This window comes from Candidatus Methylomirabilota bacterium (assembly GCA_035936835.1).
Classification (GTDB): Bacteria; Methylomirabilota; Methylomirabilia; order Rokubacteriales; family CSP1-6; genus AR37.
In genome coordinates this window covers 24,680-42,493 of sequence record DASYVT010000159.1, presented here as the reverse complement: position 1 = coordinate 42,493, position 17,814 = coordinate 24,680, and the positions used below count along the sequence as shown (strand labels likewise).

The 17,814-nt window shown below is 68.5% G+C and carries 17 protein-coding genes, 3 tRNA genes, 1 other RNA gene and 2 pseudogenes; 5 read left to right on the top strand and 18 right to left on the bottom strand.

Translation table 11 applies throughout. The features are described 5' to 3' along the window. Positions 1-81 precede the first annotated feature (81 nt). The 3 genes from VGV06_14465 to VGV06_14455 are packed head-to-tail and all read right to left on the bottom strand — an operon-like array spanning position 82 to position 3,532. Complete coding sequence (locus VGV06_14465) at positions 82-1,470, bottom strand: NCS2 family permease (protein ID HEV2056349.1); 1,389 nt, start codon at positions 1,468-1,470, stop codon at positions 82-84. Further along, a complete protein-coding gene (locus VGV06_14460; protein ID HEV2056348.1) occupies positions 1,471-2,304 on the bottom strand; it encodes a tRNA (adenine-N1)-methyltransferase in 834 nt (277 codons plus the stop codon). It lies immediately after the preceding gene. 13 nt (positions 2,305-2,317) lie between these two features. Beyond that, on the bottom strand, positions 2,318-3,532 hold the full coding sequence (locus VGV06_14455) for an MFS transporter (protein ID HEV2056347.1): 1,215 nt from the start codon (positions 3,530-3,532) through the stop codon (positions 2,318-2,320). 27 nt (positions 3,533-3,559) lie between these two features. Between VGV06_14455 and VGV06_14450 the strand changes: the two genes are divergently transcribed. Further along, positions 3,560-3,946, top strand: coding sequence for a VOC family protein (locus tag VGV06_14450; protein ID HEV2056346.1), 387 nt, complete (start codon positions 3,560-3,562; stop codon positions 3,944-3,946). Between the two features lie 37 nt (positions 3,947-3,983). Here the strand turns inward: VGV06_14450 and VGV06_14445 are convergent, their stop codons facing one another. Genes VGV06_14445 through VGV06_14420 form a run of 6 tightly spaced genes read right to left on the bottom strand, consistent with a single transcriptional unit; the run spans position 3,984 to position 10,328 of the window. Beyond that, positions 3,984-5,156: an acyl-CoA dehydrogenase family protein gene (locus VGV06_14445; protein ID HEV2056345.1), complete on the bottom strand. Its 1,173-nt coding sequence runs from the start codon at positions 5,154-5,156 to the stop codon at positions 3,984-3,986. Between the two features lie 30 nt (positions 5,157-5,186). Next, the gene (locus VGV06_14440) at positions 5,187-6,581 is read right to left on the bottom strand and encodes an HD domain-containing protein (protein ID HEV2056344.1); all 1,395 of its coding nucleotides are present in this window, start codon (positions 6,579-6,581) and stop codon (positions 5,187-5,189) included. Between the two features lie 19 nt (positions 6,582-6,600). Then, entirely contained in the window at positions 6,601-7,620 is a 1,020-nt protein-coding gene (locus VGV06_14435) for a S1C family serine protease (protein ID HEV2056343.1), read from the bottom strand. 8 nt (positions 7,621-7,628) lie between these two features. Continuing rightward, positions 7,629-8,723, bottom strand: coding sequence for a dTDP-glucose 4,6-dehydratase (gene rfbB / locus VGV06_14430; protein HEV2056342.1), 1,095 nt, complete (start codon positions 8,721-8,723; stop codon positions 7,629-7,631). Between the two features lie 7 nt (positions 8,724-8,730). Next, positions 8,731-9,267: a dTDP-4-dehydrorhamnose 3,5-epimerase family protein gene (locus tag VGV06_14425; GenBank protein ID HEV2056341.1), complete on the bottom strand. Its 537-nt coding sequence runs from the start codon at positions 9,265-9,267 to the stop codon at positions 8,731-8,733. Then, positions 9,267-10,328: a glucose-1-phosphate thymidylyltransferase gene (locus VGV06_14420; GenBank protein HEV2056340.1), complete on the bottom strand. Its 1,062-nt coding sequence runs from the start codon at positions 10,326-10,328 to the stop codon at positions 9,267-9,269. The genes VGV06_14425 and VGV06_14420 overlap by 1 nt, the downstream gene beginning before the upstream one ends. 131 nt (positions 10,329-10,459) lie before the next feature. Between VGV06_14420 and VGV06_14415 the strand changes: the two are divergent. From VGV06_14415 to VGV06_14405, 3 genes and pseudogenes are all read left to right on the top strand, one after another. Continuing rightward, a pseudogene (locus VGV06_14415) lies at positions 10,460-10,783 on the top strand (rhodanese-like domain-containing protein). 27 nt (positions 10,784-10,810) lie between these two features. Continuing rightward, positions 10,811-11,587, top strand: a pseudogene (gene moeB / locus VGV06_14410) (molybdopterin-synthase adenylyltransferase MoeB). A gap of 107 nt (positions 11,588-11,694) precedes the next feature. Then, on the top strand, positions 11,695-12,246 hold the full coding sequence (locus tag VGV06_14405) for a hypothetical protein (protein ID HEV2056339.1): 552 nt from the start codon (positions 11,695-11,697) through the stop codon (positions 12,244-12,246). Positions 12,247-12,255: 9 nt separating this feature from the next. On the opposite strand, the gene VGV06_14400 is transcribed toward VGV06_14405, so the two are convergent. The 9 genes from VGV06_14400 to smpB all read right to left on the bottom strand — a co-directional run bounded on the left by VGV06_14400 (position 12,256) and on the right by smpB (position 17,576). Further along, positions 12,256-12,332: transfer RNA gene (locus tag VGV06_14400), tRNA-Arg, on the bottom strand. Positions 12,333-12,391: 59 nt separating this feature from the next. Beyond that, entirely contained in the window at positions 12,392-13,108 is a 717-nt protein-coding gene (locus tag VGV06_14395; protein ID HEV2056338.1) for a carbonic anhydrase, read from the bottom strand. Between the two features lie 19 nt (positions 13,109-13,127). Next, the gene (locus tag VGV06_14390) at positions 13,128-13,538 is read right to left on the bottom strand and encodes a hypothetical protein (protein HEV2056337.1); all 411 of its coding nucleotides are present in this window, start codon (positions 13,536-13,538) and stop codon (positions 13,128-13,130) included. Positions 13,539-13,639: 101 nt separating this feature from the next. Further along, positions 13,640-13,716: transfer RNA gene (locus tag VGV06_14385), tRNA-Pro, on the bottom strand. 39 nt (positions 13,717-13,755) lie between these two features. After that, positions 13,756-14,340, bottom strand: a complete 585-nt coding sequence (gene rdgB / locus VGV06_14380; GenBank protein ID HEV2056336.1) for an RdgB/HAM1 family non-canonical purine NTP pyrophosphatase — start codon at positions 14,338-14,340, stop codon at positions 13,756-13,758. A 25-nt stretch (positions 14,341-14,365) separates the two neighbouring features. Then, a complete protein-coding gene (gene rph, locus VGV06_14375; protein HEV2056335.1) occupies positions 14,366-15,106 on the bottom strand; it encodes a ribonuclease PH in 741 nt (246 codons plus the stop codon). Further along, positions 15,103-16,653, bottom strand: a complete 1,551-nt coding sequence (locus tag VGV06_14370) for an N-acetylmuramoyl-L-alanine amidase (protein ID HEV2056334.1) — start codon at positions 16,651-16,653, stop codon at positions 15,103-15,105. Before VGV06_14370 ends, rph begins: the two co-directional genes overlap by 4 nt. A gap of 103 nt (positions 16,654-16,756) precedes the next feature. Beyond that, positions 16,757-17,111, bottom strand: a transfer-messenger RNA (tmRNA) gene (gene ssrA / locus VGV06_14365). 3 nt (positions 17,112-17,114) lie between these two features. After that, positions 17,115-17,576: an SsrA-binding protein SmpB gene (gene smpB, locus VGV06_14360; GenBank protein HEV2056333.1), complete on the bottom strand. Its 462-nt coding sequence runs from the start codon at positions 17,574-17,576 to the stop codon at positions 17,115-17,117. A 67-nt stretch (positions 17,577-17,643) separates the two neighbouring features. On the opposite strand from smpB, the gene VGV06_14355 reads away from it, so the two are divergent. After that, positions 17,644-17,730 (top strand) — tRNA-Leu (locus tag VGV06_14355). Positions 17,731-17,814: the final 84 nt, after the last annotated feature.

Below are 17,814 nucleotides of genomic sequence, written 5' to 3'. Positions count from 1 at the left end.
GGGCGGATTCAGCCGGCAAGACGGCAGAGCACCTAGCCTACCACAGGACGTAGAAGGCATTGGACAGGCGGTTCCCGCCTGCTAGATGCGAAGGAGGGGGCGGATGGCGGGCAGCGCGAAGTAGATGAGGAAGGCGGCCGCGGCACCGTACATCATGCCGTGGACCTCCGCCCCCTTGCCGCGCAGGAGCTTGATGGCGCAGTACGCGACGAAGCCCGCCCCGATGCCGTCCGTGATCGAGTACGTGAAGGGCATCAGCGTCACGGTCAGGAGCGCCGGGAATCCCTCCTCGAGGTCGCCGAAGGGAATGTCCCGGACCAGCGAGGTCATGAGGAAGCCGACCAGGATCAGCGCGGGCGCCGTCGCCTGGGCGGGCACGACGCCTGCCACGGGAGCGAAGAACAGCGCCAGGAGAAAACAGCCGCCCGTGACCACGGAGGCGAGGCCGGTGCGCGCGCCCGCCGCCACGCCGGCCGCCGACTCGATGTAGGTCGTTGCCGACGACGCGCCCGCCGCCCCGCCCGCCACCGCCGCCAGCGAATCGACGAGCAGGACGCGGTTCAGGCGCGGGAGCCTGCCGTCGGGAGTGAGCCATCCCGCCTCGGCGCCCACCCCGATCACCGTGCCCATGGTGTCGAAGAAATCCGACAGCATGATCGAGAAGATCGTGACGATGGCGGTCAGGACCCCAACGCGGGCGAAGATCGAGAAGTCGAAGCCGGCGCCCAGGCTCGAGAAGTCCGGCCAGGCGACAAAGCGCGCCGGGATCACGGCCTGCCCCGGCAGCGGGAAGGCGCGGCCCCCCGTCCACGCGTTGACTCCCATCGCCAGCGCCGTGGTCAGGACGATCCCGAGGAGGAGCCCACCGGTCGTGCCGCGGGCCTGGAACCACAGCATCAGCAGCAGCCCGAAGAGCGACACCGCGACCGGCGCCGAAGTCAGGTCTCCGAGCGTCAGCGGCACGCCCTGAGGTCCGATCTTGACGATGCCGGCCGCGTTGAAGCCGATGAAGAGGATGAAGAGCCCGATGCCGACGCCGATGGCCCGCTTCAGCGAGGCCGGGATGGCGCGCATGATCGCCTCGCGGAGCCCGGTGAGCACGAAGACCGTGATGGCCACGCCCTCGAGCACGACCACGCCCATCGCGGTTTGCCACGGCAGCTTCATGCCGGCCACGAGCTGGAATGCGACGGCGGCGTTGAGCCCCATCCCCGAGGCGAGGGCGAGCGGGTAGTTGGCCGCGAGCCCCATGGCGATCGTCATAACTCCCGCCACGAGGCACGTCGCCGCCTGCGTGGCCGCGAAGGGCGGCCCCTGCCCCTGGAGCGCCGGGATGCCGGCGAAGCCCAGGATGGCCGGGTTCACGAAGATGATGTAGGCCATGACCATGAAGGTGGTCAGGCCCCCGCGGACCTCGCCGCCCACTGTCGCTCCCGAGCGCGCCAGACCGAAGCAGCGCTCGAGCAGCACTCAGTGGCCCTCGGGATGCTCGACGTGAGGCTGCGCTCCACCCTCCTCCGGCACCACGCGCCGCGCGACGGTGAGAAAGCCCGTGTGCGCGACCATGCGGTGGAAAGGACGCACCGACAGCCCGTCGATGTTCCACGGCCGCATCAGCGTCTCGAAGGTCTCGACGAGCGAGTATCCGGGGTGCCGGCGGAGCGCTTCGGACAGCTGGTGGGACTGGATGATCGTGGGCACGTAGGAGAGAAAGATGCCGCCCGAGCGCAGGACGCGCGTGACGGGATCGACCAGATGCCACGGCTCGGGCAGGTCGAAGACGGCCCGGTCCACCGGCTCCTCCTCGGCGAGCCCCTCCTCCACGGGCCGCAGCCGAACCGCGAGGTTCGACACCTCGCCCATGCGCATCTTGATGTTGGCGAGCGCGCGCCGCGCGAAGTCCTCGCGCTGCTCGTACGTGATGACCTTGCCCTCGGGCCCGACGGCGCGCAGGAGCGCCAGCGTCAGCGCGCCCGACCCCATCCCCGCCTCGATCACGCGCGCGCCCGGAAAGATGTCGGCCCAGAAGAGAACCATCGCGAGGTCCTTCGGGTAGATGACCTGGGCGCCGCGCGGCATGTCGAGCACGTACTCGGCCAGCGTTGGGCGCAGCGCGAGGCAGCGCGTGTTCTTGGAGGTGCGCACCCACGAGCCGTCGGGCCGCCCGATGATGTCCTCGTGCTTGATCCACCCGCGGTCGGAGTGGAAGGTCTCGCCCTTCCTCAACAGGATGAGATGGCGCTTGCCGCGCTGGTCGATGAGCAGCGTCTGCTCGCCATCCTGGAAGCGGGAGAGGAGGCTCACGGGCGGGCTCAGGTCAGCGCGAGCGAGGCTCGGGCAGCGTCAGGGAGACGGCGCAGCCCAGGATCGGCATGAGCGCCGAGATCCACAGCGCCGAGGACAAACCCCAGTGGTCCGCGACCCAGCCGAGCGCGGTGGCGCCGACCCCGCCCGCGCCGATAGCGAAGCCCACGATGAGCCCTGAGGCCATCCCAAGATTGCGCGGCATGTAGGCCTGCCCCAGCACCACGGAGACGGTGAACGTCGACACGAGGACGAACCCGAGGGCGGCCAGGAACACGAAGGTCCACACGCCGCTCACGAGCAGGAACGCCACGGCGAGCGGGGCGGCAAGGAAGAACACGCTGACCATGTAGCGGCGGTGGCCGATCCGGTCCGAGATCGGCCCCGCGATGAGCGTGCCCACGGCGCCCGCGCCGAGGAAGACGGCCAGGAGCGTGCCGACCATGCGGGGGTCGCCCTTGAGGACTTCGAGGTAGTAGAACGGCATGTACGTCGTGAACCCGAGCTGGGTCCACGCGCGGATGGAGATGACGAGGACGAGCAGGCTCATGCCTCTGACCATGGTCTTCGGCGCCAATGCCGCGCCCTGCGCGCGCGCCGGCAGCGGCCGCGACAGCCCCGGCAGCACGACCATGAGGAGCCCCGCCACGAGAAGCCCCGGCAGGAACATGCCCAGGGTGCCGGGCATGCCGAAGCCCGTGAGGAGGAGCGTGATGAACGGCGGGCCGACCGCGATACCGATGTTGCCGCCGGTCGAGAAGATGGAGACGCCCGTCGCCTTGCGCTCCCCGGCGACCTGGGTCGCGGTGCGATAACCCTCGGGGTGGTACGCGGCGACGCCGAAGCCGCTGATCATCACGAGCGCCAGCACGGCGTAGTAGGACGGCGCCACGCCGCTCAGCGCGATGCCCAGCGAGGAGAGGAACACGGACAACGGCAGGAGCCACCGCCGCGCCGTCTTGTCGGCGAGGAAGCCGAAGAGCGGCTGGATAAGCGACGACGAGATGTTGGCCATGAGCACGATCACGCCCGTCGCCGTGTACGTGAGACCGAGCGCGGTCTTCAGATACGGCAGGAGCGCGGGGAGCGAGCCCTGGTTCGTGTCGATGACGAGGTGCCCGAGCGCGAGCAGCCCGAGCAGCTTGTAGTTCGGCCTCGCCTTGTCGGCGGGCGCTGCGGCGGCGTGGACCGGAAGGGCAACCGCGGGCGCGCTCGGATCGGGCGTCATAGACTCCTATGCTACACTACCGCCGCCATGCGAGTCAGCGAGTTGGGCCACGTTTCCCTCTTCGTGCGCGACCTCGAATCGTCCGTTGCCTTCTATCGCGATGTCCTCGGCCTCCGCGAGACGGGGCGCGGCAAGGACGGGCGCATCGTCTTCCTCTCCGCCGGCGCCCACCACCACGACGTCTCGCTCGAGGTGGCGCGCGTCGAAGCGAAGGCCCTTCCCGCCGGAGCGCCCGGCCTCTACCACGTCGCCTTCCGCGTCGGCAGCACTCGCGAGGCCTTGCAGGCTGCGCGCCGCGAGGCGGAGCAGGCGGGGCTCCAGCCTTTCGGCGAGGCGGGCGGCGCGACACCCTGCTTCTGCGTCAAAGATCCCGACGGCCACACCGTCGAGCTCTACGCGGCGCTGCCCGCCTGACGCACGCGCCACATCAGCGCCGGGCCCGGAGCGGCGCTCACATGCCGAAGGCGTCGAGACCCGTGATGTCGCGTCCGATGATCAGCGTGTGGATGTCGTGGGTACCCTCGTAGGTGTTGACGGTCTCCAGGTTCATCATGTGGCGGATGATCGGGTGCTCGTCCACGATGCCGGCGGCGCCCAGGATGTCGCGCGCCAGGCGCGCCGTGTCGAGCGCCATCTGGACGTTGTTCCGCTTGGCCATGGAGATCTGCTGCGCCCGGACCTTGCCCTCGTCCTTGAGCTGGCCCAGGCGCAGGCACAAGAGCTGGGCCTTGGTGATTTCCGTGATCATCCAGACGAGCTTCTGCTGGACGAGCTGGAACGAGCCGATCGGCTTCCCGAACTGGATGCGCTGCTGCGAATACTTGAGCGCCCAGTCGTAGCAGCCCATGGCCGCGCCGATCGCTCCCCACGCTATCCCGTAGCGCGCCTGGGAGAGACAGCTGAGCGGGCCCTTGAGCCCCTTGACGCCGGGCAGCTTGTTCTCGAGCGGGATCTTGCAGTCGGCGAAAGCGAGCTCGGAGGTAATGGACGCGCGCATGGAGAACTTACCGTGGATGTCGAGCGTCGAGAAGCCGGGCGTGCCGCGCTCGACGAGGTAGCCGCCGATCTCGCCATCGTCGCCCTTGGCCCAGACCACGGCGACCTCGGCGACCGAGCCGTTGGTGATCCAGAGCTTGGTGCCGTTCAGCACGTACTCGTTCCCCTTCTTGATGGCGCGCGTCGCCATGGAACCCGGGTCGGATCCATGATCCGGCTCGGTCAGCCCGAAGCAGCCGAGCGACTGTCCGGACTGGAGCCGCGGCAGCCACTTCTCCTTCTGCGCTTCCGAGCCGTAGGCGTAAATCGGGTACATGACGAGGCCGCTCTGCACCGAGGCGAAGGAGCGCAGCCCCGAATCTCCGCGCTCGAGCTCCTGCATGATGAGCCCGTACGCGACGTTGTCGAGGCCGGCGCAGCCGTAGCCCTTGAGCGTGGCGCCGAAGACGCCCATCTCGCCGAGCGGCTTGGCGACTTCCAGCGGGAACGTCTCGTCGCGGTGGTGCTGGCTCACGACGGGCACGAACTCCTTCTCCACCCAGTCCCGGACCGCGTCCCGCACCATCCGCTGCTCTTCCGTTAGCAAGGCCTCGATGCCGTAGTAGTCGACGCCGCGATAGGTGTCCATCGGTGAGTCCTCAGGTCTAGGGGTTGGCGACTAGAGGTTGGTCGGGTGGGCGGGGCGCTCTTCTCCGAGCGCCTGGTTGAGCGCCTTCGCAAGCGCCTGATCGTGCTCGTGGGTCTTTGCGAAGATGCGGCACTGCGCGACCTTGCCGGGCAGGTATTTGAGCAGCTCCTTGAGCGGCTCCGCCGACACGGTGCGCGTGGCCGAGTCGTAGACGTAGATCTGGCGGTCCTGCATCCCGATGGGGTTGAGCGGCCGCGGGTCCTGCTGGGCCATGTCGATCTTGAACGGGAAGTCCCGCATCGCCGCCGGCAGGAGCTCGCGCACGCGCTGCTCGACCTCCTCGGCCTTCATGAAGCCGAACCCCCGGCGCGGCTCGAAGAGATCGAGGACGACCTCGTGGGACATCCGCCACTTCAGGCGCCGGTCGAGGATGTGCCGCCACTCCTGGCCGAGGGTCTTGCGCTCAGGATCGCCGGCGTCCTGCCAGCGCGCAACCTCTTCGAGCAGGGTCCACTCGGTCAGGTGGAGATAGGGCGCCAGGTCCTTGTTGAGGTCGTAGGGAAACATGAGCCGGATCGTGTCGCGGAAGATCTCCTTCAGGTGCAGGTCGATGCCTCGCGTGGTCCGGTGATAGTAGACGTTGGTGTACATGTAGAAGCGCGCATTCAGGAACATGATGAACGCCTGGATGCCCCCGCGATCGAGCGTCAACCCTTTGTCGCTGAAAAACGAGTAGTAGATGATCCGCTCGATGTCGATGGGCCCGACGGCAACGCCGCACATGTACGAGTCGCGGAGTACGTAGTCCATGTTGTCGGCGGTGTAGATCCCGCTGAGCAGCGGCTTCAGGTGGGCGAGCCAGCGCGGGTGCTCGGCCTCGGGCCGCGTCCGGTCCTTGCCCATGAGGTAGCAGATCCAGTCGGGGTTGATCGCTTCGCCGGTCTCGAATGGCGCCGAGGGGCTGCGCCGGAGCCCGCGGATCAGGTCGGCGATCTGCTCGCGGATGATCCGCTGGCCGACGATCTCGTGCGTGAGACCGAAATCCGCCAGAAAATTATCGTCGAAGAAGTGCCCGAAGGGCCCGTGTCCGATGTCATGGAGCAGCCCCGACATCCGCAGCAACTCTTCCAGGAGCGCCGCCGACGGGGCGTCCGGGAACTCGGCCTTGAGCGAGGGGTGCAGCTGCTGGGCGAAGCGGCCCGCCAGGTGCATCGCCCCCAGCGAGTGCTGGAATCGGCTGTGCTCGGCGGCCGGGAAGACCCAGCGCGCCGACTGGAGCTGCGGCACGCGCCGGAGCCGCTGCATCCAGGGCGAGTCGAGGAGGTCCTGCTCCGTCGCTTCGCCGGGGATGCCGTCGGGGCGCGTGTAGAGGATGTACTGGTGGATCGGGTCGGCGATGAGGCCGCGCCCCTGGTAGGTGTCCACGCCGCGCATCGGGGCCCGCTTACCGGTCGCTGGTCTTGAGGAGGCGGTAGCGGTCCACGGGGCGCACGGTGATCGCCTCGAGGCGGGCCTCGCGCATGACCACGAGCTGCACGTCCTGCCCGACCACGCCAAGCCAGAGCCGCCGGTAGAACTCCGCCTGACTCGAGACCTCGGCGCCGTTGACGCGCACGATGACGTCGCCCGGGCGGAAACCCGCCGTGCGCGCGGGTCCGATGGGCGAGACGCCCGCGACGATCACGCCCCCACCGACGAGCTCTCGCGTGTAAAGCCCAATCCACGGCCGCGGGCGGCGGCTCTCGACGCGGCCCTTGGCGATCAGCTCCTGCTTGCCGCCAAGGAACTGCTCGATCGGAACGGCGAGGTTGACGAAGGGCGCTTCCCCGAGTCTCAGCGAGGTGATGCCCACGACGGCGCCGGTCGCATCCACCAGGGCCGCGCCGCCGAAGGCCGGGCTGTAGGGCGCCACGAGGATCGCCCGGTCGAGCATGTATTCCCACGAGGCGGCGAAGGGCCTGATCTCCCAGACCTTGCCCGGCACCGCCACGAGGGTGCCGTCGTCGTCGAGACCCACCGTGCCCGTCAGGTCTCCGACGGCCATTTTTGTCGAGTCACCGAGCGTGGCCGCCTGCCAGGGCCCGGGACCGTCCAGCTTGACGACACCAAGCCCCGACTCGAGGTCGAGGCCGACGAGCTTGGCCGGGACCTTGCGCCCGCCGCGGAGCGTCACGTCGATCCACCCGGCGTCCAGAACAACATAGCTCACTGTGAGCACGTACCCGGACTGATCGAAGATGACGCCGCTGCCCCAGCGCTCCGCGCCGAGCGTCGCCACGGACGGCCGGTCTGGGGGCACCTCGACGTGGATGCCGACGATGGACGGCGCGACGCGCTCGATGTGCGACGGCAAGGCCGGGACGCGGTTCGGGTCCGGCCGGGGCGCGTCACCCTTCGGCGCCGCGACAAGCAGCGCGGGAAGGGCCAGGAGCAGGACGGCGGCGATCAGGGCGGAGCGGCGCATGGCTGGCTTCACTCAGCCCTCGCCTCGTCACTCGAGGCGAGCGTCTCAGCTCGAACTGCGTCCTCAGCCCTCGCCTCGTCGCTTGAGGCAAGCGTCTCAGCTCGAAGTGCGGTCATGTACTGCTTCTCGTAGTACGCGCGAAAGGCCCCGGACTTGATCGGCTTCCACCACGCTTCGTGTCCCTTGTACCACGCCACGGTCGCCTCGAGGGCGGCGGCGAAAGCATGCGCCGGCTTCCACCCGAGCCCCCGGATCTTGTTCAAGTCGAGCGCGTACCGCCGGTCGTGGCCCGGCCGGTCCGCCACCGGGGTGATGAGGCTCTCGGGCTTGCCGAGCAGGTGCAGGACCTGCCGGGTCAGCACCACGTTCTCGACCTCGTGGCTGCCGCCGATGTTGTAGATCTCCCCGTCCCTGCCCTTGCGGAGCACGAGGTCGATGGCCGCGCAGTTGTCGAGGACGTAGAGCCAGTCGCGCACGTTCTTGCCGTCGCCGTAGAGCGGCAGCGGCGTGTCTTCGATCGCGTTGGTGATGAAGAGCGGGATGACCTTCTCCGGGTACTGGTACGGGCCGAAGTTGTTGCTGCTGCGCGTGATCACCACGGGCAGGCGGTGGGTGATCCAGTACGCCTTGGCGAGGAGGTCGGCCGCGGCCTTGGAAGCCGAGTAGGGATTGGACGGGTTCAGCGGGTCGAGCTCGCGCGCGCCGCCCTTGGCGATGCTCCCGTACACCTCGTCGGTCCCGACGGCGAGGAAGCGCCCGATCTTCCGCTCCCGCGCCGCCTCGAGGAGCGTGAAGGTGCCGCCGACGTTGGTCTTGAGGAACTCGCCGGCGCCCGCGTTCGAGCGATCCACGTGGGTCTCGGCGGCGAAGTGAACGACCGCCGCCGCCCCATCCATCGCTTCGTCCACGACGGCGCGATCGCAGATGTCGCCGTGGACGAAACGGTAGCGGGGGTCCTTCTCGACGTCGCGGAGGTTCTCGAGGTTGCCCGCGTAGGTCAGCTTGTCGAGGTTGACCACCGCGTCCTCGGGGTGACTCGTCAGGACGTGGCGGACATAGTTGGAGCCGATGAAGCCCGCCCCACCCGTCACGAGGATCTTCACCGGCGGCCTATCCCCGCACGACGTCCCAGACGCCGGCGCCGGCGAAGTCCCAGGGCAGCCGCCCCTCCTCGCACTCGGCCGGGGCCGCCTGGAACTGGACGTCGACGAAATAGATGATCCGCCCCCGCGTCGCGGCGAGATTCCTCACGCCGTGCGCCACGCCAGGCGGAATGCGTACGAGGCGTGAGGCGCCGTCGCCCAGCACCAGCCGGCGCGCGACGCTCGAAGTCGGCGAGCCCGCGCGGACGTCGAGCAGCACCAGGAGCATCTTGTCGGCGGGCGGGACGAACCAGACGTCCGTCTGACCCCGGTGGATATGGAAGGCCTTGATCGCGCCGGGCTCCAGCTCGCTGTAGTTGATCTGCTTGACCTCGAAGCCCGGAAGCCCGGCGTGGATGCCGGCGCCGAGACGCCCGAGCTCCGTGAAGTTCCCGCCGTCGTCCGCGAAGCGCTTGAGGTCGACGAGCTCCACGCCCTGGATGGCCGGCTGCGCGGCGTAGTCCTGCACCGAGTAGGCGCGCTGGGCGTCGTCGTTGAGGCGCATCAGACGAGCCCAACCTCGCTGCGGTCGCCCAGCATGAAGTTGAACGACCTCGGCTTGCGCGCGCTCCTGTGGATGGACACGTTGCGCCCGATGAGGCTCGACTCGATGCGGCCGCCGATGTCCGAGATGCTGGAGCCCTCGAGCACGATGGAGTGCTCGACCTCGCTGCCCCGCACCACGACGCCGTCGCCGATGGAGGTGAAGGGCCCGATGTAGGCGCTCTCGATCACCGCGCCCTTGCCGATGATCGCCGGCCCCCGCACCGTGCTCTTGACCACCCGCGCGCCGGCCTCGACCACGACCTTGCCCGCGATGTCGGAGTCCTCGACGACGCCGTCCGTCCTCGGCAGGAGCGTGTCGAGGATGATGCGGTTGGCCTCGAGCATGTCCTCGAGCTTGCCCGTGTCCTTCCACCAGCCTTCAATGACGTGCGGCCGGACGACGTGCCCCTGGTCGATGAGCCACTGGATCGCGTCGGTGATCTCGAGCTCGCCGCGCGCCGAAGGCTTGATGGCGTTGACGGCCTGGAAGATCGTCGCGTCGAACATGTAGACACCGACCAGCGCCAGGTCGGACGGCGGGACCTTGGGCTTCTCGATGAGCCGCACCACCTTGCCGTCCCGGAGCTCGGCCACGCCGAACTGGGTCGGATCGGGCACGCGGGCCAGCAGGATCTGGCTCTGCGGCTTCTCGTCGCGGAAGCGCGTGACGAGCGGCTCGAGCTTCTCGCGGATTAAGTTATCGCCGAGGTACATGCAAAAGGAATCGGACCCGAGGAAGGGCTCCGATACCAGCACGGCGTGAGCAAGCCCAAGCGGAGCATCTTGCTGGATATAGGTGACCCTGACGCCGAAGCGCGAGCCGTCGCCGACGGCGTCACGGATCTCCTGGTGTGTCTCGCCGACCACGATGCCGATCTCGCGGATGCCGGAGGCCGCCAGCGCCTCGATCCCATAGAAGAGGATAGGCTTGTTGGCCACCGGGATCAGCTGCTTGGCCGAGGTAAAGGTGATGGGGCGGAGTCGCGTCCCGCGCCCGCCGGAGAGGATTAACCCTTTCATTTTGCGGCCGATTATAGCAGTCTTGTTCCGGCTCCGACAGGGAGGAGGGCCTTCTTCTTTGCTCCGACCGGGAATGGTGGTAATATGAACCTGTTGATTCCAAAGACGCAACCGCCGCAAGGAGCGATCGCATGAAGACGTTGAAGGAGATGCTGGGCGAGGCCAGGCAGGTCATCCCGGAACAGCCGCCGGCAGAGCTCAAGAAGCGGCTCGACGCGGGCGAGAGCGTCGTGGTCATCGATGTGCGCGATCCCGACGAGTACCGCGACGGCTCGATCGAAGGCGCGAACAACATCAGCCGCGGATTCCTAGAGTTCCGCATCGGCACGGCCGCGGCCGATCAGACGACGCCCATCGTGCTGTACTGCCAGACCGGCCTGCGCTCCATGCTCGCGGCCAAGGCGCTCCACGATCTCGGCTACACGAACGTGGTCAACCTCCAGGGCGGCTTCCAGCGCTGGGCCCAGTCGGGACTCGGCGTCGTGAAGGACGCGCCGCTCGGCAGCGAGCAGATCCAGCGCTACAGCCGCCACTTCCTCCTCCCGCAGGTCGGCGAGAAGGGGCAGCGCAAGCTCCTGCGATCGAAGGTGCTGCTGATCGGCGCGGGCGGGCTCGGCTCGCCGACGGCGCTGTATCTCGCCGCCGCGGGCGTCGGCACTCTCGGGCTCATGGACGGCGACGTCGTAGACGTTTCCAACCTTCAGCGCCAGGTGCTCCACACGACGGCCAGCGTCGGACGCTCCAAGGTGGACTCCGGCGCCGAGACCATCCAGGCGCTCAACCCCGACGTCAACGTCATCAAGCTGCCCACGCGCATCGACGTGGACAACGTGATGGACATCATCAAGGACTACGACCTCGTCGTGGACGGCTCGGACAACTTCGACACCCGATACCTCGTCAACGACGCCTGCTGCCTCGCGGGCAAGACCAATGTCCACGGCTCGATCTTCCAGTTCGAGGGGATGGCGACGGTCTTCGTGCCCGGGCAGGGCCCCTGCTACCGCTGCCTCTATCCCACGCAGCCGCCGGCGGGCCTCGTTCCCTCCTGAAGCGAGGCCGGGGTCCTGGGCGTGCTCCCAGGCGTGATCGGACTGGTGCAGGCGACCGAGGCCATCAAGCTCCTGCTGGGCATCGGTGATCCCCTCATCGGGCGGCTCCTGACCTACGACGCCCTCGGGATGCGCTTCCGCGAGGTCAAGCTCAGGCGCGATCCGAAATGCCCGGTGTGCGGCGAGCATCCGAGCATCCGGGACCTGTCGATCCACCGCGAGGGCGCCCCCGCGGCTTGCGCCATCGACGACAACGGCCATCAGGCCGCGGCCACCGCTCCCGTAGCCAAGGCCGGAGGCTAGCGGCTCCCCTCGTGTTGTGGGCTGCCGTCGCCGGCCGGGCCCTCGGCCTGCTCGTGATGGCGGCGCTCGGCTGGCAGATCCTCGATCGCGAGCTAGATTTCAATGCCACGACCGGGCCGCTGCGCTTCATTCACGGCATCGACCTCGTCATCCACGAGGCCGGCCACGTTTTCGCGACCTTCCTGCCTCGCTTCCTCTACGTCCTCGGCGGCTCGGCGCTCCAGGTGCTCCTGCCGGCCGTCTGCGCGTGGACCTTTCTCAAGCAGCGCCAGCCCGGTTCTTTCGCCGTCGCCCTCTTCTGGACCGGTGAGAGCGTCACGGATGTCGCCATCTACATGGCCGACGCCAAGAACCGGGCGCTGCCGCTTCTCGGCGGCGACCCTGCCGGCCACGATTGGCACTACCTGCTGGGACAGTTGGGGCTGCTCAACTGGGCGCAGACGCTCGGGCGGCTGACCTTCGGCCTCGGGATCTTGTTCATCACGATCGCGCTTGGCATTCTCGCGAACGAGACATATCGCGCCTGGCAGCGCGCCGCGGAAGGGACCGTGAGAACGAGGTGAGAAACGGAATGGCGCGCCCGGAGGGATTCGAACCCCCGACCCTCGGCTTAGAAGGCCGATGCTCTATCCACCTGAGCTACGGGCGCCCGAAGAGGATTATGGCGGGCGCGGAGGCCGCGGAGCAACGTCTAAGTGACTGGCGGTCTCACACGGTCAGCGTAACGCTGCCCGTGCGCAGGTCGTACACGGCTCCGACGACCTTGACCCGGCCGCGCTTCACCGCCGGAGCCACGATGGGCTGAAGGCTTCGGAGCACTGCCACGCCGATCTCGACGTTGGCGCGTATCGCATTGTCGAGCAGGGTCCCCGGGCGTCCCTTGGCCTTCAACACGGCGGGGCGGATACTGTTGATCAGCGGGCCGATGGCGCCGGGCAGGGGCTCCTTGTCGTCCATGTGCTTGATAGCGGCCTTGACCGCCCCACACTCGCCGTGACCCAGCACCATGATAAGCGACACGCCCAACTCGGCCACGCCGTACTCGATGCTGCCCTTCACCGGCGGGCCCGCCCCGCTGACGACGTTGCCGGCCACGCGGACCACGAAGAGATCGCCGATGCCTTGGTCGAAGAGAAGCTCGGGCGACACGCGCGAATCCGCGCAGCCGACGATGACGGCCATGGGCCGCTGCCCCTCGGCGAGCGGCCGGAAGTCGCCGGGGCTGCGGCGCAGGCTCGTCGTCTCCCCCTTCACGAACCGCTGATTGCCCTCGAGGAGCCGCTGGAGCACCTCGTCCGCGGGCGGACCGCCAGGACCCGGCGACGCGGCCTGCGCCGCCGGACCCCGCACCACCACGAGGCCGGCCGCGACGGCGGCCAGGCGCAGTAGATCCCGCCGGGACAGGCCCGCATCCCGCTCCATCATGGCGCTCCCTGCCGTGTGCCTATCTGGCCCCGAGCACGCGCGCCGCTTTGCCGTACTGGCCGGGAGAGACCCAGAGGATGGCGCCGTAGCGGCCGCTGCCGGCGTGGACGGCATCGATGGCGATGACGTTGATCCGCTTCGCCGCGAGCTTGGCCATGAGCTTGGCCCCCGCGCCGACTCGATCTGCGCCGCGCACGAGGAAGGCGCGCTTGGGGGCGGCGATCTTCCACTTGTTCTTCCGGGCCACCTTGCGGAAGGCGGACGGCTTCGCGGGGATGAAGTCCATCTGGGCGCCGCCCCGGTGCGGAAAGCCGGAGAAGGCGACCAGGTTGATGCCGGCCTGATGGAGCACGCTGAGGGCCCGCGCCCCCTGTCCCGGACGGTTCGGCACCATCATCTTGAAGTACGTGACCCGCCTGACGATTGGCATAGACATCTCCTCCTCGAGACCACGAGGTCATGCTGCACGGTGCGCTGCAAGGAAGACCCGCCGGCGACCCCAAACCCCGCGGCCGCCGGCGAGTCGTGAACTGGTCGGGGTGAGAGGATTTGAACCTCCGACCCCCTGCTCCCAAAGCAGGTGCGCTACCAGGCTGCGCCACACCCCGGTATGTCCTCGCGAGTATACCGCCCGGCCCGACGGCCGTTCAAGGCTCGGAAAGCAGCCAGGCGCGGGCTTGCTGACATGCCTGCGCGCGATGGCTGACGCGGTTCTTCTCATCGGCCGCGAGCTCGGCAAAGCCGCGCCCGAGCGGTGGGTAGAAGAAGAGCGGGTCGTAACCGAAGCCGCCGTCGCCGCGCGGCGCCTCCAGCAGGGCGCCTTCGACCACGCCTTCGAAGGTCATCTCGCGGCGGCGGCGCGGGCAGACGATGGCGATGAGGCAGCGAAAGCGCGCGGTCCGCCGCTCGCGCGGGACTGCCGCCATCTCCCTGAGCATCAGCTCGCAGCGTTCGGGATCGCTCAAGCCCAGGCCCCCATAGCGAGCCGAGAGCACACCGGGGCCGCCGCCGAGGGCATCCACCTCGATTCCCGAGTCGTCCGCCAGGGACATCTCGCCGGTCGCGAAGGCGACGGCACGCGCCTTTGCGAGGGCGTTCTCCGCGTAGGATGATTCGCCCTCGGGAGGCAGGGTGACGCCGGGACAGTCCGCGAGATTCAGGATGCGGAAGGGGATGCCCGAGAGGAGCGCGGCCATCTCGCGCGCCTTGGCGCGGTTGGCCGTGGCCAGCACCAGCGCCCGCTCAGAGGACGCTAACTCAGAGGACGAAGGCCGCCTCGCCTCGCGCCTCGACGGCGCGGCGCTGGAGGGCGATCAGGCGCCCGATGCCCTGCTCTGCCAGCGCCAGCATGGCGGCCAGGCTGTCCCGGCCGAACGGCGTCTGCTCGGCCGTCCCCTGCACCTCCACGAATGCGCCGGCGCCAGTCATGACCACGTTCATGTCCACCTCGGCGGTCGAATCCTCGACGTAGTTCAGGTCGAGCGCGGGCGCGCCCCCGACGATGCCGACGCTGATCGCGGCGACGCAGTCCCGCACGGGCGTGCTCGGCAGCGCCCCGGCCTTGACAACGGTGCCGATGGCGTCCGCCATGGCGATGAAGCTGCCGGTGATCGCGGCCGTGCGCGTGCCGCCGTCGGCCTGGATCACGTCGCAGTCGACCCAGACGGTGCGCTCGCCCAGCTTCGCCATCTCGACCACGGCGCGGAGCGAGCGGCCCACGAGCCGCTGGATCTCCTGCGATCGCCCGGAGGGCCCGTTCCGCTCGCGATTCATGCGCGTGTTGGTCGAGCGCGGCAGCATGCCGTACTCCGCGGTCACCCAGCCCTTGCCCTGTCCCTTGAGGAAGGGCGGCACCTTTTCCTCGATGGACGCCGTGCAGATAACCTTGGTGTCTCCGAACTCGACGAGGACCGAACCCTCGGGGTGGCGCAGGTAGTCGCGGGTGATCCGGACGAGGCGCAGCTGGTCCGAGGCCCGGCCGTCGTGCCTGACGGTCATCTAGAGGCCTCGCTCCTGAGCGGTTGTGTTTGAACCGTACGCACGCGCTGGTCGTAGCGGCGCTTGTACTCGGCGAGGCTCGCGTAGATGGCGCGGGCGATCGCTTCCCGGTGCTCGGGGGAAGAGAGTTTCTTCTCCTCCTTCGGGTTCGTCAGGAAGCCGATCTCGATCAGGATGGCCGGCATGGCGGCGCCGCCCAGCACGTAGAAGCCCGCCTGCTTGACGCCGCGGTTGGTGAGGCGGAGCGACTGGGTCATCGAGTCCTGGACGGTCTCGGCGAGGAAGCTCGACTCCTGCTGGAACTCGGACTGGGCCATGTCCCAGAGGATGCTCTTGAGGAGATCCGTCTTCTGGCGCGACTGGGGATTCTCGAGCTGGACGACGTCGTTCTCGATGGCGGCGATCTGCCTGGCCTCGTTGTCCGTCGCCTCGGAGGAGAGGAAGTAGGTCTCGACGCCCTCGGAGACGGATCGCGGGTGCGCGTTGGCGTGGACGGAGACGAAGAGGGCGGCGCGCTGCTTGTTGGCGAAGTTGGTCCGCTCGCGGAGCGGCACGAAGACGTCCGTGCTGCGCGTCAGGACCACCTTGATGCCGAGGCCGTCTTCGATCATGCGCGCGGCGCGCCGGGTCACATCGAGGACCACGTCCTTTTCCCGGACGCCGTTGGGTCCCCTGGCGCCGGGGTCGTGGCCGCCGTGGCCCGCGTCGAGCACGATCAGCTTGAGCGGCGGCGCGCCGCCGTTGTTGGTCCGCGGGCCTTCAGTGCCCACGCTCTCTTTCGCGCGGTAGATGTCCACGACCACGCGGAAGGGATCCTGGAGCGAGGCGGTCTTGACTTCGGCGGCGGGGCCCTCGAGGACGATGTTGAGCAGGCCGTCGGGCCCGGCCGCCTCGAGACGCGCCTCCTTGACGAGCCCGTCGCCGATCTCCTCGAGATGGACGCCCGGCACGTTGAGCCCGCTCAGCCTCACGCGGATCTCGGTGCGGCCGGCCGCAGTGAGGTAAGAGAGCCCGGCGGCCGCTTCGACAACGATCCGGGTGAAGGAGGGGTACGAGCGGTAGCGCAGCTCCTCGAAGGCCACGCTTGAATCCACGCGCGTGACGGGCGGCTTCGCTGCCGCCAGGGCGGGCCGCGCGGCGCTCACGCCCGGAACCAGTCGGCCCAGCCCTTTGTCGAGGAAGTCCGCCGGGATGAGCCAGCCCTTGGCGGTGACGCGCGGGGCTCCCTCGAGGACGAGAGCCTGGCCCTGGAGGGTCAGCCGCGACTGGTCGCGGCTGAACATGGCGCTCCGCTTGGCGACCGTCAGCGTGCCCGTCTTGCCCTTGACGGCCCAGGAGCCCTTGAGAAGACCGGCCAGACGCTCGGCGGCGACGTAAGAGCCGCCGTCGTCCATCACCTGGAGGGGCAGCTGGCCGAGAGCGCCCTTGGGTCCCTTGATCTCGACGGCGGCCGGGCGAGCGGAGGCGGCCTCGGCGGGAGACATCCCCGCCAGGGCGGCACAGCAGAGCATGAACGAGGCCAGGAATCGCACGAAGATGGGACGCATATAAGGCTCCCGCCATTCTATCAACGCCCGGGCCGCAGGCGAAGCAAAAGGCCTGCAGGCGAAGCAAAAGGGCCCGCAGCGCGCTTACGCTGCGGGCCCCGAATGGTGGAGGCGGTGGGAATTGAACCCACGTCCGGAAACCCTCCGCGACAGGCATCTACATCCATAGCCGGTTGTCTTGTGCTCTCGCCACCCATCCCTCCAACCGGCTGGTTGTCAGGGCGGCCAGCTCCTAAAAGTCTCGCCCCTCACCCAAGAGCGGGGTTCGGAGCCAGTCTCCGGAATATGACGTCCGAACCCGCACCCCGTTGACCCGATGCGGAGGACGCTGGCGGGTGTTAGGCCGCCAGAGCTAGCTGGTTGTCGGCAGCTATGACCGTGCCCACAGTTTTACGAGGAGCGAGCACCTCGGGATGCCACCTGCGCTTCATTGATCCCCGTCGAAACCGGTCGCCCCCCTTTCAGGCACGCTGCCGCGCCCGTGCTTCTTTCGCCATCTCGCGCTTCGCCTCGCGCTCGCGTAGGCTCGCGCGCTTGTCATGGAGCTTCTTGCCGCGCGCCAGGCCCAACTCGCACTTGGCGCGCCCACCCTTGAAGTATAGACGAAGCGGGATCAGGGTCAACCCGCGCTCGGCGACCTTCCCCAGAAGCCGCCCGATCTCCTTCTTGTGCAGCAGGAGCTTGCGCCGCCGCTCCGGGTCGTGGTTGGCGTCGGTGCCGTGGTGGTACGGCGCGATGTAGCAGCCGATCAGCCATGCTTCGCCGTTGTCGACGGCGGCGTAACAGTCCTTGAAGTTGACCTGGGACTCGCGGAGCGACTTCACCTCGGTCCCGCGCAGCACAATGCCGGCCTCGTAGGTCTCGAGGACCTCGTAGTCGTGGTACGCCTTGCGGTTCGTGCTGATGACCTTGTCAGCGGTCATGGTGTCCCGAAACCCGCGGGCCCCTTGACTTCACGGGCTCGCCCGGTATCCTAGTGAGGCTGTTCGGGCCGAAGTGGCGGAACTGGCAGACGCGCATGGTTCAGGGCCATGTGCCCGCAAGGGTGTGGGGGTTCAAATCCCCCCTTCGGCACCAAAGATTGCTCAGCGGGCGTGCCGCTTAGTGTACTCGGTCGGCCCGAACGTCAGCGGGAGTATTTCGGCAGTACCGCAGCGACCT

Bases quoted from the DNA above. Each gene is read 5' to 3' on its own strand.
- VGV06_14435 (HEV2056343.1), bottom strand. From the start codon at position 7,620: ATGCGCCGCTCCGCCCTGATCGCCGCCGTCCTGCTCCTGGCCCTTCCC.
- VGV06_14420 (HEV2056340.1), bottom strand. From the start codon at position 10,328: ATGAAAGGGTTAATCCTCTCCGGCGGGCGCGGGACGCGACTCCGCCCC.
- VGV06_14445 (HEV2056345.1), bottom strand. From the start codon at position 5,156: ATGGACACCTATCGCGGCGTCGACTACTACGGCATCGAGGCCTTGCTA.
- VGV06_14455 (HEV2056347.1), bottom strand. From the start codon at position 3,532: ATGACGCCCGATCCGAGCGCGCCCGCGGTTGCCCTTCCGGTCCACGCC.
- VGV06_14390 (HEV2056337.1), bottom strand. From the start codon at position 13,538: ATGCCAATCGTCAGGCGGGTCACGTACTTCAAGATGATGGTGCCGAAC.
- VGV06_14395 (HEV2056338.1), bottom strand. From the start codon at position 13,108: ATGATGGAGCGGGATGCGGGCCTGTCCCGGCGGGATCTACTGCGCCTG.
- smpB (HEV2056333.1), bottom strand. From the start codon at position 17,576: ATGACCGCTGACAAGGTCATCAGCACGAACCGCAAGGCGTACCACGAC.
- VGV06_14425 (HEV2056341.1), bottom strand. From the start codon at position 9,267: ATGCGCCTCAACGACGACGCCCAGCGCGCCTACTCGGTGCAGGACTAC.
- VGV06_14450 (HEV2056346.1), top strand. From the start codon at position 3,560: ATGCGAGTCAGCGAGTTGGGCCACGTTTCCCTCTTCGTGCGCGACCTC.
- rph (HEV2056335.1), bottom strand. From the start codon at position 15,106: ATGACCGTCAGGCACGACGGCCGGGCCTCGGACCAGCTGCGCCTCGTC.
- VGV06_14370 (HEV2056334.1), bottom strand. From the start codon at position 16,653: ATGCGTCCCATCTTCGTGCGATTCCTGGCCTCGTTCATGCTCTGCTGT.